This is a genomic window from Vitreoscilla stercoraria DSM 513 (genome assembly GCF_000382305.1).
GTDB lineage: Bacteria > Pseudomonadota > Gammaproteobacteria > Burkholderiales > Neisseriaceae > Vitreoscilla > Vitreoscilla stercoraria.
In genome coordinates this window covers 159,860-175,656 of the sequence record NZ_KB908019.1, presented here as the reverse complement: position 1 = coordinate 175,656, position 15,797 = coordinate 159,860, and the positions used below count along the sequence as shown (strand labels likewise).

The 15,797-nt window shown below is 42.9% G+C and carries 17 protein-coding genes; 4 read left to right on the top strand and 13 right to left on the bottom strand.

Features of this window, described 5'->3' with window-relative positions; translation table 11 throughout:
- Positions 1–71 precede the first annotated feature (71 nt).
- The 3 genes from pnuC (H150_RS0102265) (at position 72) to H150_RS0102255 (ending at position 2,872) form a co-directional block, all read left to right on the top strand.
- Positions 72–839 carry a nicotinamide riboside transporter PnuC gene (gene pnuC / locus H150_RS0102265; protein ID WP_081619527.1) on the top strand — a complete coding sequence of 256 codons (768 nt, stop codon included), beginning with the start codon at positions 72–74 and terminating at the stop codon, positions 837–839.
- A 68-nt stretch (positions 840–907) separates the two neighbouring features.
- Positions 908–1,660, top strand: coding sequence for a nicotinamide riboside transporter PnuC (gene pnuC / locus H150_RS0102260; RefSeq protein WP_019957423.1), 753 nt, complete (start codon positions 908–910; stop codon positions 1,658–1,660).
- Positions 1,661–1,726: 66 nt separating this feature from the next.
- A complete protein-coding gene (locus H150_RS0102255) occupies positions 1,727–2,872 on the top strand; it encodes an aminotransferase class V-fold PLP-dependent enzyme (protein WP_019957422.1) in 1,146 nt (381 codons plus the stop codon).
- Between the two features lie 53 nt (positions 2,873–2,925).
- Here the strand turns inward: H150_RS0102255 and H150_RS0102250 are convergent, their stop codons facing one another.
- On the bottom strand, positions 2,926–3,819 hold the full coding sequence (locus H150_RS0102250) for a LysR family transcriptional regulator ArgP (protein WP_019957421.1): 894 nt from the start codon (positions 3,817–3,819) through the stop codon (positions 2,926–2,928).
- A 119-nt stretch (positions 3,820–3,938) separates the two neighbouring features.
- On the opposite strand from H150_RS0102250, the gene H150_RS0102245 reads away from it, so the two are divergent.
- Positions 3,939–4,577, top strand: coding sequence for a LysE/ArgO family amino acid transporter (locus H150_RS0102245; RefSeq protein WP_019957420.1), 639 nt, complete (start codon positions 3,939–3,941; stop codon positions 4,575–4,577).
- 588 nt (positions 4,578–5,165) lie between these two features.
- On the opposite strand, the gene H150_RS0102240 is transcribed toward H150_RS0102245, so the two are convergent.
- The 12 genes from H150_RS0102240 to ychF form a co-directional block, all read right to left on the bottom strand.
- The gene (locus H150_RS0102240; RefSeq protein ID WP_019957419.1) at positions 5,166–6,050 is read right to left on the bottom strand and encodes an ATP-binding protein; all 885 of its coding nucleotides are present in this window, start codon (positions 6,048–6,050) and stop codon (positions 5,166–5,168) included.
- A gap of 9 nt (positions 6,051–6,059) precedes the next feature.
- On the bottom strand, positions 6,060–7,301 hold the full coding sequence (locus H150_RS13545) for a hypothetical protein (protein ID WP_051082964.1): 1,242 nt from the start codon (positions 7,299–7,301) through the stop codon (positions 6,060–6,062).
- Between the two features lie 12 nt (positions 7,302–7,313).
- A complete protein-coding gene (locus H150_RS0102230; RefSeq protein WP_019957417.1) occupies positions 7,314–7,979 on the bottom strand; it encodes a histidinol-phosphatase in 666 nt (221 codons plus the stop codon).
- A complete protein-coding gene (hda, locus tag H150_RS0102225; protein ID WP_019957416.1) occupies positions 7,960–8,637 on the bottom strand; it encodes a DnaA regulatory inactivator Hda in 678 nt (225 codons plus the stop codon). The genes H150_RS0102230 and hda overlap by 20 nt, the downstream gene beginning before the upstream one ends.
- Positions 8,638–8,735: 98 nt before the next feature.
- Entirely contained in the window at positions 8,736–9,803 is a 1,068-nt protein-coding gene (locus tag H150_RS0102220; protein WP_019957415.1) for an AI-2E family transporter, read from the bottom strand.
- 159 nt (positions 9,804–9,962) lie between these two features.
- Complete coding sequence (locus tag H150_RS0102215; RefSeq protein WP_019957414.1) at positions 9,963–10,544, bottom strand: YceI family protein; 582 nt, start codon at positions 10,542–10,544, stop codon at positions 9,963–9,965.
- A 212-nt stretch (positions 10,545–10,756) separates the two neighbouring features.
- Positions 10,757–12,055 (bottom strand): tyrosine--tRNA ligase, encoded by a 1,299-nt coding sequence (gene tyrS / locus H150_RS0102210; protein WP_019957413.1) that lies wholly within the window; start codon positions 12,053–12,055, stop codon positions 10,757–10,759.
- A gap of 127 nt (positions 12,056–12,182) precedes the next feature.
- Positions 12,183–12,926: a hypothetical protein gene (locus H150_RS0102205; protein WP_019957412.1), complete on the bottom strand. Its 744-nt coding sequence runs from the start codon at positions 12,924–12,926 to the stop codon at positions 12,183–12,185.
- Positions 12,927–12,961: 35 nt separating this feature from the next.
- Entirely contained in the window at positions 12,962–13,312 is a 351-nt protein-coding gene (locus H150_RS0102200; RefSeq protein ID WP_019957411.1) for a DMT family protein, read from the bottom strand.
- A gap of 62 nt (positions 13,313–13,374) precedes the next feature.
- Positions 13,375–13,926, bottom strand: coding sequence for an NADPH-dependent FMN reductase (locus tag H150_RS0102195; RefSeq protein ID WP_019957410.1), 552 nt, complete (start codon positions 13,924–13,926; stop codon positions 13,375–13,377).
- An 82-nt stretch (positions 13,927–14,008) separates the two neighbouring features.
- The gene (locus H150_RS0102190) at positions 14,009–14,530 is read right to left on the bottom strand and encodes a YqiA/YcfP family alpha/beta fold hydrolase (RefSeq protein WP_019957409.1); all 522 of its coding nucleotides are present in this window, start codon (positions 14,528–14,530) and stop codon (positions 14,009–14,011) included.
- Between the two features lie 68 nt (positions 14,531–14,598).
- The gene (gene ychF, locus H150_RS0102185; protein ID WP_019957408.1) at positions 14,599–15,690 is read right to left on the bottom strand and encodes a redox-regulated ATPase YchF; all 1,092 of its coding nucleotides are present in this window, start codon (positions 15,688–15,690) and stop codon (positions 14,599–14,601) included.
- Positions 15,691–15,797: the final 107 nt, after the last annotated feature.

The following is a 15,797-nucleotide window of genomic DNA, read 5'->3' as shown; positions in this document are numbered from 1 at the left end:
CTTGCTTTTTAAGACACACTAAAGGTGATGTCCCACACAACAACACCTTAAAACACACACAAGGTTTCACCATGTATCTATGGAAAGAGTGCACCCACTTTGAGCAGTCATGGTTGGTGTTCTGTATCATTTCATTTTTAGCTCTGTTTGCCTTAGAGCAACTCGACGGACTGTCGTTGGTCATCGCATGCGCTGGTAGTTTGTGTATCTTCTTTGCAGCAAAAGCCAAAACCATCACTTTTTACTGCGGCGTGGTTTACAACCTCTTATATGCCTTACATTGCTATTTGGTCAATGACGAATTGACGATGTATTTACACCTTTGCTTTCATCTGCCTCTACAAATTTTGGGTATTTATCTCTGGCAAAAAAACAGCATTGGTCATCCTACTTTACAAGAAAATATTTTACTGCGGCGCTTGTTTCCCAATGCGTGGATTGCCATTGTATTGGGCATGATTTTAATTGCAGCTTTTACTGCACAAGTCATTTACAGTTTGGGCAATGGCATGCCTAATTTGGTGATAATTGCGGTTATTTTCAGTATCATCGCCAATGTTTTGATGTTGGCACGCTTCGTAGAGTGTTGGGTCGCTTGGATAGCAGTCAATGTCTTTAACATTGGTTATTGGGCTTATACCTCCATGCTCAGCCCACCTATTTACATTTCAGGCTTTATGATGGGTATTTTTTTAGTCAATTGTCTTTATGGCTGTTACCGTTGGAATCGAATAAGTCAATTGCAAAATGAAATGTTTGTCGGCCCTTATTGCTCTTTGCGTTTGGCCTCCAATATTCAAAAACCCATCCCTCAAGTAGGAAAAATAACCAACCCATAACACAATTTTGCTAGCTACATGACTCATTTGTTTGCTAACCCTTATTGATAGAATGCTACCACCACACCATGAACACTATCCGCACTTTCTGGCAACAATGCAGCACTTTTGAAAAGTGGTGGTGCATCACGTTCACAGTGGTCGGTTTGGGCGTGGCAGTATTTAAAAATACGCCATTGCTAAACATGTCTGCCACCATTTTAGGTATGTGGTGCGTCTTTTTGGTTGCGAAAGGGCATTTATCCAATTTTTATGTTGGCACGGTTTATGTCACATTACATGCTTATATCAGTTTTAAATATGGCTTATATTTCATGACAGGATTGTATTTGTGTTTCTATCTACCCTTGCAATGGGTTGGGTGGAAAGTGTGGTCTAAACACAAGCCGCTGTACGCCATCAAACACGAACACATTGTGATTCGAGAAATCTTTCCTCGTGGTTGGTTGGCCATCTTAATTGCCCTCATCATTGTGTCCTTAATCTATATACAAGTCTTACAAATTTACTACCAAGCCGACCATTTTCCGTGGGACAGCGTATTGATGATTATGGCCATAACGGGACAATTGCTCATGACTTGGCGGTTTGTAGAACAATGGGTGGCTTGGATTTGTATCAATATCGTCAATTCAGCCGTTTGGTTACTGCTATTTACACCCGGAGATGATGCTGCTTGGATATTTGTTGCCATGTGGCTACTGAAAATCATCAACGCCATTTATGGATGGTACAACTGGAAATATATGCAAAAACAGCAAACTAAATTGGTAGCTGGCCCCTATTGTCCTTATCAACCACAGTTTACCCGTCGTTATTAAGCTGACAAGCGACCTCAAAGTCGTTTAAGCTAGTCTTTCTGACACACATATAACAGAGGAAAAACAATGCCAGCCTTACGCAACGACATTGATACAGAGGGTTTGTTGGAATATTCAGTGGTCTATACCGACCGCTCACTCAACCACATGTCACAAAAATTTCAACAAGTGATGCGTGATTTATCAACCACATTAAAACAAGTTTACCAAGCCGATGCAGTCGCCATCGTGCCAGGATCAGGCACTTACGCCATGGAAGCCGTGGCACGCCAATTGGCACAAAACAAAACTTGCTTGGTCATTCGCAATGGTTTTTTCAGCTTCCGTTGGAGCCAAATTTTTGAAATGGCGCGCTTACCACAAGAAGAAATCGTCTTAAAAGCACGCCAAATAGATGCCAACCATCCACAATCACCATTCACCCCTATTCCTGTCGAAGAAGCCGTTGCTGCCATTCGCGCGAACCAACCACAAGTGGTATTTGCAGCACATACCGAAACCGCAGCAGGCATGATTTTACCTGATGACTACATCCGCCAAATTGCGGCTGCAACCCATGAAGTTGGTGGTTTATTGGTTTTAGACTGTATCGCTTCAGGCTGCATCTGGGTGGATATGAAAGATTTGGGTGTCGACATTTTGATTTCTGCACCACAAAAAGGTTGGTCAGCACCACCTTGCTGCGGCATGGTAATGATGAATGAAACGGCCAAGCAAGCTGTGCAAACCAGCCAAAGCAACAGTTTTGCAATGGATTTAAAAAAATGGTTGGAAATCATGCAAGCTTATGAAAATGGCGGTCATGCTTATCATGCAACCATGCCTACCAATGCTTTGGTGGTATTGCGTGATGTGATGCAAGAATCGGCACAAATTGGTTTTGAACAATTAAAAGCCAAGCAACAAGAATTGGGCGAGCGCATTCGTGATGTCATGAAACAACGTGGCGTTGTCAGCGTGGCGGCAGACGAATTTGCAGCGCCTGGCGTGGTTGTGTGTTTCACCGATGACGACAACATTTCCAACACCAAAAAATTCATCGCCGAAGGCGTACAAATTGCAGGCGGCGTGCCTTTGAAAGTCGATGAACCTGCTTCTTACAAATCGTTCCGCATTGGTTTGTTTGGCTTAGACAAATTAGAAGACATCGAACGTTCAGTGCAATTGTTCAGCGATGCTTTAGACAAAGTTTTGGCGCAAGCCAACGCTTAAAACACCTCTTATAAGCGTCCTGTAAACTTACAGGACGCTTTTTGTATCTGTATTTATTGAGACAAAGGCAATAAATAAGCACTGGCATGTTCAATCAAAGCTTGGTTCAAACGCTGCATTTTAGGCGATTGCAAACGCCAATCATGCCAATACAAAGGCACATCTACAAATGCTCCGGGCATCAAATCCAACACAGCGCCCTGTAATTGTTGTTGTTGCACATCCAAAATCATGCCATAACCCAACCCCAATTCCACCGCTTTATAAAATGCTTGGGTAGACGGAATCATCAATTGTGGGCATGCATCGGCATTAAAATGACAAAACCGATGTAAAAAATCATGTTGCAACAAATCTTTGTGGTTATAACGCACCAAAGGCGCGGCTTTCAAAGCAGCATGCGTCAAGCCTTGAGAAAAATAACGCTGCTGGAACGCCACATTGGCCATCAATCGATAACGCACCGTACCCAAAGGTGTCGCCGCACAGCCTTTAATCGGCGTGTCTTTCGATGAAATGGCAGCGACAACCGAACCATCGAGCAGTTTTTGATGGGTAAATTCTTGATCGTCCACACTCAATTGCAACAACACATTTTCCGCAATCGCCACAGGTGCCAAAGCAGGCAGTAACCATGTTTCTAAGGAGTCATGGTTGGTGGCAATCGGTGCATGCATGAAATATTCGTTGTGCGCAAAATTGGCTGCAAACTCCTCTTCCAAGAGCTTACGCCGCCGCAAATATTGCAACAACATGCGTCCTGAAGCCGTAGGACGACAAGGTCGAGTACGCTCAACCAAAGGCATACCAATGCCCGCTTCCAATGCCTTGACTCTTTGTGATACTGCTGAAGGTGTTAAACGCAATTGTGTAGCGGCCAATTCAAAACTGCCACTATCCAATACGGCAAGCAAAGCCTCGGTTTGTTTGCTGTCTAATGGCTGCATGTATTTGCTCTTAAATGAAGTAAAATTTAATCTTACTAAAATTTATTCACTTTTGTTTCATTTAATTGGCACACAGCACACAATCTCTTCTCAAAGAAAACAGTCATAAGGGACAATCAATGGTGGTTTTTTGGCAAGGTTTATTCGTAGGTGCCAGCTTGATTATAGCGATTGGGGCGCAAAATGCTTTTTTAATCAAGCAAGGCTTGAGCAAACAATACATTGCCACCGTGGCGGGGATTTGTTTTTTGGGTGATGTGGTTTTGATGAGTTTCAGTATTTTGGGCGCAGGCAGCATGTTGACGCGCATTCCTTTACTGAGCTTAATGTTAGCGATTGTCGGTGCCATATTTTTGTTATTGTATTCGTATCGCTGCTTGAAAAGTGCTTATACAGGACAATCTGCCTTGCATTTACAGGCCGATCAAGTGACATTGCACAGCCACAAAAAGGTTGCTTTGATGGCTTTTGCACTGACTTTTTTAAATCCACATGTGTATTTAGATACCATCATCATCATAGGCGGTATCGCAGGGACTTTGACTTTAGAACAAAAATGGTGGTTTCTCACAGGTGCGCTAACCACGTCATTGATTTGGTTTTTTGGTGTGGGCTTTGGCGCTAGACTATTGCTGCCTTGGTTCTCCAAATCCAAAACATGGCAAGTTTTGGACTTTGGCATTGGTGTATTGATGTTTTGGCTGGCTTTGGGCTTGGTCTATTACGCGCATAATTTACTACAAAATCCTATTGTTTAAAGTCATTTATCGATTAGAAATTTGACAAGCAGCGCGATAAACATGATAATGAGCACACACAAAAAAAGGCCCCCGAATGAACGGGGGCTAACGGAACACACCTCATAAACTCCGTACGAACCGATTGCCTCGCAATCGGTTTTTGACTTTTGGTCAGATGCATCAACCATGCATCTTGACACAGAAAAAGGACTAAGGCGTACAATTTGAGGAACTGATACACCAACGAATCGGTTGTCCAATCTTCACAACTTCACTGACCATGACCTGTTGCAGCAAAATCATTTCACTCGAAAAACCCATTCGTGGCGTATGAATTTCAGTCATTACTCACAAGACCCATCCCATTTAAAACCAAACTATTGACGCTTGATTTAGATTGCAACTGCAATGAATAGTCACAATCAGATGGCTTGTTTGCTTCCCCTTAGCTTGTTCGTCTTAAGCTGGAAACATAGTAATCTAAGTTTTTCACTTTGTAAATGATAATTATTACTATTTATAGTAAAGATTCCATAACCTGTCTCTATTTAAAACCTTAAATATCAAAAAATCAGCCACTTAAGACTGATTTCAATGTGTGAATTTTTAATCTAAAATTCTATTTTCAGGTACACGCCCTACCCAATCGCACACAAATTGCCATGCAACCCGTCCTGAACGTCCGCCCCGGCTCAAAGACCAATTCAAAGCAGCTTGTCTTGCCACATCATCGTATGCCACATCATAAGCATGTAACCAATTTTCCACCGCTTGCAAATATGCCACTTGATCAAACGGGTAAAAACTCAACCACAACCCAAAACGATCCGATAAAGACACTTTTTCCTCGATAGCCTCTTGTGGATGCACTTCGCCGCCTATACCCGTATGTCCTGTATTTTCGCTGAAATACTCAGGCAATAAATGACGACGGTTGCTGGTGGCATAAACCAACACATTGTCCGCTCGCTGTGACAAACCACCATCCAAAGCCGTTTTCAGGGCTTTATAACCATGATCCCCTTGCTCAAATGACAAGTCATCGCAAAACACAATAAATTTTTCAGGACGCCCAACCAACAAATTCAACAAGCTTGGCAAACTCGATAAATCCTCTTTATCCACCTCAATCAAACGCAAACCTTGCTCAGCATATTCATGCAATAAAGCTTTGACCAAAGAAGATTTACCCGTACCACGCGCTCCAGACAACAACACATTATTGGCAGGACGACCAGCTAAAAACTGCTCCGTATTGCGCACCAATTTTTGCATCTGCCCATCCACTGCCGCCAAACGTGACAATGGGAAAGTATGTGGCGTTGGTAAAACCTGCAAAATACCTTGTTGACCTACTTTTTCCCAACGAAACGCCACTGCTGCCCAATTAGGCTCTTGCAATGCTTGTGGCAATAATGCATCCAAACGCTCCAAAACCGACACCGCACGTTTGAAAAAAGTATTGATGGTTTTGATTTTAAATTCGCTCATTTTTTCCTTTCAAGATGCAGACCCAGCGTCCTGTAAACGCTGATGAATATGACATTTTTGTAATTGTGCTTGTAGCCAACGTTGGTAAATTTCAGTTGGAATATTGTGCAACGCCAATTCTATCGTATAAGGCGTACGAGGGTTTCGGTCTAACAGCCTTGCCATATGAAACCCTACCGATTGAATGCCCATCGGATGCACATAAATCAAAAATTCCTGATAAAACGGCTGTTGCAACAAAGCCAACATTTGATTGGCAATTTGGCGTTGTGCTTGAGGCAGTGCTTGCCACAAATTGGAATCTTTTTCGATGAGCAAACGTTGAAAATAACGCCTGTCCACTTGGTTAATACTTTGTGACAAATGCCACAATTTTAAATTGTCACGTTGAAATCGTATCAAACCTTGCCCTTGTGACAATTGCTGCTGCGCAGCAGCACTGACCGCCACCACAACAAAATTCTCTGCTTGATTGCTGATATCATCCAAATACGAAGCATCTTTTACATGCACAATCATTCCCGGTGCACCTAGCCATGCCTGCCGCCCTAAAGCAGCCGTTTTGCGACCAGAGCCATCCTGAAACCACTCACCTTTATGGCGTCCCAATAAAATACTGTCAGTGTCATGCAAAGAAATTGACCTGCCTATGCTTAATTCTGCAGCAGTAAACACACGATTGAAATCTTCATCTCCAAACAATTCACGCAAAGTAGCTATTTGGGCAATTTGGCGGCCTGTACTGCATTCGGTACGCACTTTGCCAGAATAAAATACTTCAAAAGCGTCGCTATGGGTATATTGAGGCTCAAAACGCCGCCCAAAACTTTGTGTTTGCCGCCATAACAACCGCTCATTTGCGCCAAAATTGACCCAAGAGGCTTGCACAGCAGTAAAACGAAAACCTGTATTCAAACTTAATTTTTGTGTGGCAGACTGAACCGCCGCAGACATCTTAAATTGAAAAGCGCAGCGACTGGCTTGGCTGTTCAAAGCGGCCTGTAACACTGCGACATTCTGATGCCAATGACTGGGATAATGCAGACTTGATTGGCTTTGAGCGGCTTGTAAATGGGGCATATTGCATATGGAAGCGTCCTGTAAGCGAGGTTGCACCGCTTGCGAAACTGCTTGCCAACCCAAACCTTGTAACACTTGCGCCTCACATGGCAAATCGCTCGCCCATGCAGACATGCTACCCATCACACAACACACAGCCCATAACCCTTGTCGATACAGTCTGCGTGCCATGTTCATTCACCTTTAATGTGTGTGCACAATCTCCCAACCGTGTTCGGTGGCATGTGCCAATAAAATGTCATCAGGATTGACCGCTACAGGACGGCTCACATCTTGCAGCAAAGGCAAATCATTACGTGAATCGCTGTAGAAATAAATATCGTCATAATCAGAACGCGTTTTGCCTTTTTCTTGTAGCCACTGCTCTAAACGAACAATTTTACCGCCTTGATAACTCGGCACGCCGATATAATTGCCTGTATAACGCCCATCTACACCAATTTCTAAAGTCACACCAATGACTTCAGTAATTCCAAATTCGTTCGCAATCGGCGTAATGATGAATTCGTTGGTTGCCGAAATCAGCAACAAATCATCACCCGCTCGCTGGTGTTTAGCCACCAATTCGCGCGCCACCTCAGTAATGGTTGGACGAATGAACTCACACATGAATTCCTCATGCATCACCGCCAACTGTTCCATACTGTAATGGGTTAAAGGTTCTAATTGAAACTCTAAAAACTCATCCACATTCAAACGACCCTGCAAATATTGCTGGTAAAAATAATCGTTTTTCTTTTCTACGAAGGCTTTGTCAACGATGCCTTTGTGCATCAAATATTTTGGCCATTCATTGTCTGAATCGCTGGCAATTAAAGTGTGGTCAAGGTCAAATATGGCTAGATTCATTTTGGTCTTCAAGCAGTTTTTTCAGTAAAGGTAAAGTAATGTGTCGTCCCGTCATCAGGGAGTAATCATCCAGTTGCTGTACCATCGTCACCAATGAATCCATGTCACGGCGCCAATGCAACAGCAGAAATTTGAATAAATCGTCACTAATGGCCAATTGGCGAGATTGCGCCAAATCTTGTAAAGCCGCCAGCTTTTCATCGTCGTTGATGGCTTTAAGCTCATAGACCAAAGCATAAGCCATGCGGGTGCGCAAATCCTCACGCAAAGACAATTGTAACGGTGGAATGTTGGCGCACATTAACAAATAACCAAACCCGCCATCACGAATTTGGTTAAATAAATGGAATAAATCTTGCTGTTCGGTGCTATCGAGAAACTCAATGGCATCAATGGCGATATATTGGGCTTGAGCCGATGCGAGGGCAAAAGGTTTGGTCTTGGCATCCCAATATTGTGCCGAATGCCCTTGACTCACAGCCTGAGCCACCCATGCTTTGAGGAAATGGCTTTTTCCCCGCCCCTCTGCGCCCCATACATAGATCAAACGCTCTTGCTGATCTTGTAAGACTTGCAAAAGTTCGCGGTTCGCCTGTCCTAAAAATTTGGTAAAATCAGGAGAAACTTGATGCTCAAAATTCAAAATCAATTGAGACACAATATAGAGATTTCATGAAATAAAAAGAAACACATGAGGCTTATTGTAGCGTGCGCCCCCTAGCAAAGCAACCGCACGCCATCCTATTAAGAAACATCTTAACGACGATAATAATGACTTTTATAATAGTTTTGCATCAATTCGCGGAATAAGACCAAACAAATAGCGGCCAACGGCAAAGCCAATAACATACCGACAAACCCCATGAGCTGACCAAAAGCCATCAATGCAAAAATCACCAACAATGGTGATAAGCCTATGCGCTCACCTACAAATCTTGGCGTAATGACATAGCTTTCTAAACTTTGCCCCACTAAAAATACCGCCCAAACAGACAATAAGCCACTCAAATTACCAAACTGCAATAAAGCTGCCATGGTAGCCAACAATAAACCTATAAACGCACCCAAATAAGGAATAATGACCAACATACCTGCAATCATGCCAATGGCAAAGCCCGAATCCAATCCGATTAAAGCCAAACCACCGCCATAAATCAAACCGACCAAAATCATGACCAACAACTGACCACGCAAATACTCGCTCAAGGTTTCATCGATTTCATGACCAATGCGGCTAAAACGCTCTAAATAACGCCGCGGAATCATCTTCACCAGTCCTGCCGACCAACGTGGCCAATCCACTAAAAAGTAATACAGTAAAATCGGCAATAAAAACAAATTCACCAGCATCACGACCAAATGTCCACCTTGATTGGCCAAAAATGGCATGATTTTGGTCACACCTGTGCGGATTTGCTCACCATTTTCAGTCACATATTTGATGACAAATTTACTGTCCAAACCCCACTGAACATGGAAAGTCTGATTCACCCATGGCAACAAAGCCGTTTCAATATAACGCACCATATCAGGCAATTTTTGCCATGCTGCCTCAAATTGCTTCAACATCATCGGAATGATGAACAAAATGAGACTCACCACAATAAAAATAGCAAATAAAGTCACCAAAATGGCCGAAAAGTTGCGGCTCAATTTACGCCTAGTCAATTGATTGACCACAGGATTTAAAATATAAGCCAAAATAGCTGCAGCAATGAAAGGCGTTAAAATGGTACTTAACTGGTGAACGAGAAAGCCTAATATCAATACAATGACAAAGCCAACCACCCAATTGAGATACGTACTGCGTTTGCGCACATACATAACCACTCCTTGTGCCAAGGTAAAAAGATGTTCCATCCTAACATGAAGCAAGCATAGTCCTGCGTGAAATGAATATGAAATCCATTGCACTGGCTATTATCATAAAAACAGGGTGCTTGCCTCTGGCAAACACCCTGTTTTAGACTAAAAAGCCATCTATTATTTGCGAATGGCTTCTACTTGAATTTTCAATTTGGTTTTCATGTTAAAACCAAACTTCTTAGCATAATCCACACCAAATGCATCACGGTCAAACTCACCTTCTACATCCGCGCCACAAGTGTAAGCTTTGGTCATCGGATTTTCCATGCATTTGAAGTTTTCAATATCCAAATTCACAGGTTTGGTCACACCTTTCAAAGTCAAATGACCTACTACTTTGCCTGGTTTGCCATCTTCAAAATCGGTTAAACGACCTTTGTAAACCGCGGTTGGGTATTTTGCCACATCCAAAAGGTCTGCACTTTTGGCATGGGTATTAAAACCCTCATGACCTGAATTAAAAGAATTCATGTCAATAACCGCTTCTAATTCACCCGTTTTTTTCGCGGTATCAATGGTGACAAAGCCACTGGTTTTATTAAACTTGCCACGCCAAACCGACAAACCACCCATGTGATCGGCTTCAAAACTTGGATAAGTGTGTTCAGGGTCAAATTCATATTTCACTGGCGCAGCTTGCACAGACAAAGCCGCAGTCATCAACACTGTTGCCAAACCCAATAATGCACTTTTTTTCATGAGAACGTCCTTTTTTAGTATGGTAATGGTGGTCACTGCAACATGTGTTGCTACAAACAAAATATATGACACAAGCTAAGTAATGTAAACGGTTTTGCGCCAATCAACAAGTTGGATTGATGCAATGCTCTTTTACTCTTGGTTAACAATAAAAAGCGTCCTGTAAACTTTACAGGACGCTTTATGATGTCATTCAAATATGACAATAATGTTTATTGCCACACCAACAAAGCATGCAATTTTTTACCACGACGAATGATGGTATAACGACCAAAGCGTTTGTGCTCATCGGTCAACAAATAAGCATCGTCTGGTTTTTCAGGTGCGTGTTCAGGATTGTTAAGCGCAGCAGCCGCGCCATTCAACGCCACCGCACCACTGGCAACAAAACCACGACCTTCTTTATTGGATTTCGCCAAGCCGCTGACAATCAATGCTTCCACCACATTCACATTGCCAGTCATCTCAAACACAGGCAAACCATCCAATGCCAATTGCTCAAAATCGCTTTCGGTCAATGCACTTTGGTCTTCAGCAAACAAACTTTCAGAAATACGCTTGGCAGCTGCCAATGCTTCTTCGCCATGAATCAAGCGCGTCATTTGCTCTGCCAAAATGCGCTGCGCCTCAGGTTTAGTACCGCTGGCTTGGTCAGCAGCTTCAATCGCATTGATTTCTTCTACGCTCAAGAAAGTAAAGAACTTCAAGAATTTATAAACATCCGCATCGGCCACTTTCAACCAAAATTGGTAAAATTGGTAAGGCGAGGTTTTGCTAGCATCCAACCACACCGCACCACCTTCGGTTTTACCGAATTTGGTGCCGTCAGATTTGGTCACCAATGGCAAAGTCAAACCATACACGCTGTCTTTGTTCAAGCGGCGGGTTAAATCAATACCTGCGGTAATATTACCCCATTGATCAGAGCCACCAATTTGCAATTTACAACCGTGGCGTTTGTTCAATTCGCTAAAGTCATAACCTTGCAACAAGCTGTATGCAAATTCGGTAAACGAAATGCCGACATCGTCACGGTTCAAGCGTTGCTTCACAGATTCTTTGTTCATCATCGCGTTGACAGAAAAATGCTTACCGATGTCACGCAAAAAGTCCAAGCAGCCCATGCCGCCGAACCAATCGTAATTGTTCGCCATCACCGCCGCATTATCGCCTTCAAACGACAAAAATGGCGTCAATTGATTGCGAATTTTTTGCACCCAACCTGCCACGGTTTCAGGCGTATTCAAACTGCGTTCTACTGCTTTAAAACTTGGGTCACCAATCATGCCTGTCGCACCGCCAACCAATGCAATCGGTTTGTGGCCTGCCAATTGAAAACGGCGCAAAGCCAATACTGGCAATAAGTGACCGATGTGCAAACTGTCAGCAGTAGGATCGAAGCCGCAATACAAAGAAATTTGGCCATCGTCTAACAATTGTTGTAAGGCTTCAGCATCCGTAGTCTGTGCAATCAAACCACGTTGTTGTAATTCATTGATCAATCCGCTCATCGTTAACTTATCTTCAAAAACAGTGTTAAAAAAGCTTTCAGGCGACCTGAAAGCTGTAAATAAATATGTAAACGGCGTTCATTTTACAGGATAGTGAGCACTTGGGCTAACCTTATGCGCAAACAAACTATTCAACAATCATGTTTCCATTCAATCCCACCATGCCCGCCACGCCAACACGCGACAAATAAACACAGTATTGGCGCGGCACAACCAAAGCCAATAAATGTTCAATATCAATATAACCGTCTAGCTCCAAACGCTTATACATCATGTCACACATGGCCTCAAACCATGCTTCAAATTTGGGCATCAACACAGGGTCAAAACTCCACAAGCGTGTCATATAATGCATTTTGGTTCCACCGCTATTGTGTAAAGGTAAAAAACCATCGGTACGACACAAAAAAGCGGCTTTATGGGCAAATTGTTCATGGTTGTAAAAATCTTGTGAAAAAGGTGCACACACACGATAGCGGCCTGAAACCTTAAACACACGGCGATAACCATCCAAATATTGATTCAAACGCGCCCATTCTAATAAACCGTGCATGCCTGCCATTTCATTCAAATTTTTAATCACATTACCCATCGGATCTGTCTCAGGCGAACAAATGGCGTAATTGTGTTGTATGGTTGGATGTTGAGAGAAATGCAGAATATGGTTCGCGCCATGTTGCATAAAATTTTGCTCATATTGCGGGGGAATGCGTTCACGCGACAATTCCATCACAATAATGTCTGCATGCGGTGCCATTTGGCGAATGCTGTCCAATGTTGCCATCGTTTGCGCCAAACGTTCTTCAGTCGGGAACAGACCATATTGTGTGACCAATGCCGATGACACAATGAATAAATCGCGATAATGCATTTGGTTTTCCCCTTTATGGTTTCAAGCCTAAATATTTATTTTTTAAATGCAAAATACACAGCCCCTAAAATAAACCCAAAACTAATCAAATAATTGAGTTTAAAGCCTTCTTTCAAATAAAATACAGCAAAAAAAGCAAATACTGTTAGCGTGACCACTTCTTGCATGATTTTCAATTGAAAGGGTCGTATGCCCCATTCACTGCCAAAATGATTAGCAGGAATAACCAAGCAATATTCAAACAAAGCAATCGTCCATGAAATCAAAATGATTTTCCACAGCGGCATTTCTGCACCACCAGGTTTCAAATGCCAATACCAAGCGATGGTCATCAACAAGTTTGAAAACACCAATAAAATCAATACCACTGCGGTTTTAGTCAACATTATTCACACTTTAAAAATCAAAAACGCGCTATTTTAGCGCGCTTTATGATGCTTCAAATTGTTTACGCTGCCTGTTGTTTCAATAAAGCGACATAAGCATGGACCCATTGTTGCAAAAATGCAGCGCTACGCTTATTGAAAACACCTTCGGCATCCATCAAATCATCAGTCCATTGTACAAAAGCTTCAGGCTGATTCACCGTCGGCATGTCCAAAGCTGCCACGATGTTGCGCAAATGTTGTTGCGCTACTGCCGTTGCTATTGCTCCTGGCGATGTACCTATCACACCTGCAACTTTACCTGCCCAAACGCTTTTACCGTAAGGACGAGAGCCATGATCTAAAGCGTTTTTCAAAGCTGCGCTAATAGAACGATTGTGTTCTGGCGTTACAAACACCACACCTTGTAGCGCAGCCACAGCTTGCTTGAAAGTGCTGACTGTTTCGGTCGGCTGATTGTCCAAGTCTTGGTTGTACAAGGGCAACTGGCTGATATCGACAAAAGAAATTTCAATCTCGCTTGGAAACAATTTTGCCAATGCTTTGGCCAATTTCAAATTGAAAGAATCTTGGCGCAAACTACCGACCACCATACCCACTTGATAAGCTGCCATAGTCATACTCCTTCATCATGATATCAAAATGAATTAGAAAACAAATTCACTTAAAGTTCACTCATTATGAATAAAAACCCATTCATTGAAAGGTTTTCAAAGCGGCCTGTAAAAACGCATCTAAGAAATCATAGCCCGAATGCGAGCCACCTTCGATTAATTTCACTTCTTGAGCAGGGAATGCTTTTTGTGCCACACGATAGTCCAATACCTCATCAGCAGTGCCCAACATCACCAAACGCTTAGCACCATTCGATTCGGTATAAGCTTTTTCTTGTTTATACTCGGCCAAAGCTTCAATGTCTTTGCCTTTGGTTTGGTAAAATTCGATAGCAGGATTGGCAACTGCCACCGCTACTTTGCGTAAGACACCCACACGATTGGCCCAATAACCACCCAAGCTACAGCCAATACAACCAATGATTTCATGCCGCTTGAAAATCAAATCAATGATTTTATCAATCGCATTCGGTGGAATGTTTTCATAATCGAGCTCCATGCCCACCACTTGTATGCCATGCTCGGCAAAAAATGCTTTGGTGCGGTCAAATTTCTCCGTTTTACAATCAGATTGATAACCATGAAAATAAATAATCGTACTCATCACCGCTCCCTCAGTTGAATTTCAATTAAAAAAAGCGCCCTCAATCAGGCGCTTTTTTTCACAATGCTTTACACATTGAATAAGAAGTTGATGACATCACCATCTGCCACCACATATTCTTTGCCTTCAGCGCGCATCTTACCAGCTTCTTTGGCTTTCACCTCACCACCCAAAGCGATGTAATCATCAAATGCAATTACTTGCGCACGAATGAAACCACGTTCAAAGTCAGTGTGAATCACGCCTGCCGCTTGTGGTGCAGTATCACCTTTGTGAATCGTCCAAGCACGCACTTCTTTCACACCAGCGGTGAAATAAGTTTGTAAGCCCAACAAATCATAGCCAGCACGAATCAAACGATTCAAACCAGGTTCTTCCAAGCCCATTTCTTGCAAAAATTCGTTCTTGTCCGCATCATCCAAATCCGCAATTTCCGCTTCCATTGCCGCACAAACCGCTACCACAGGCGCACCTTCTTTGTTCGCCAATTCGGTCAAAGCATCCAACAATGAATTGTTTTCAAAACCGTCTTCTGACACGTTTGCCACATACATCGCAGGTTTCACCGTCAACAAACAAATCGGCTTGATAATCGCCAACTCATCCGCATCCAAACCTGCCGAACGCACAGGTTGACCTTGGTCCAAATGCGCTTGCAGACGTTCTAAAATTGCTACCAATTTTTGTGCATCTTTATCGCCAGATTTGGCTTTTTTGCCTTCACGCAAAATCGATTTTTCAACCGATGCCAAATCCGCTAAAGCCAATTCGGTGCCGATGGTTTCGATGTCAGAAATCGGGTCCACTTTGCCTGCTACGTGAATAATATTGTCGTCTTCAAAACAACGTACCACGTTCACAATCGCATCGGTTTCACGGATATTGGCCAAAAATTGGTTACCCAAACCTTCGCCCTTGCTCGCACCTGCTACCAAACCAGCAATGTCCACAAACTCTACAATCGCAGGTTGCATTTTTTGCGGATTCACAATTTTAGCCAAATCATCCATGCGTGCATCGGGTACTTCTACGATGCCGACATTAGGCTCAATGGTACAAAATGGGTAGTTTGCCGCTTCGATGCCGGCTTTGGTCAATGCATTGAATAAAGTTGATTTACCCACGTTAGGCAAGCCAACGATGCCACATTTCAAACTCATAAGGCGTCCTGAAAATCTTTAGTCTTAAATAATGGCGTTATTGTAACATAAGCCTCTGTTTATGCTTTAAGCAATCCACACAAGCGATGCTAAATCCTGTTTTCACA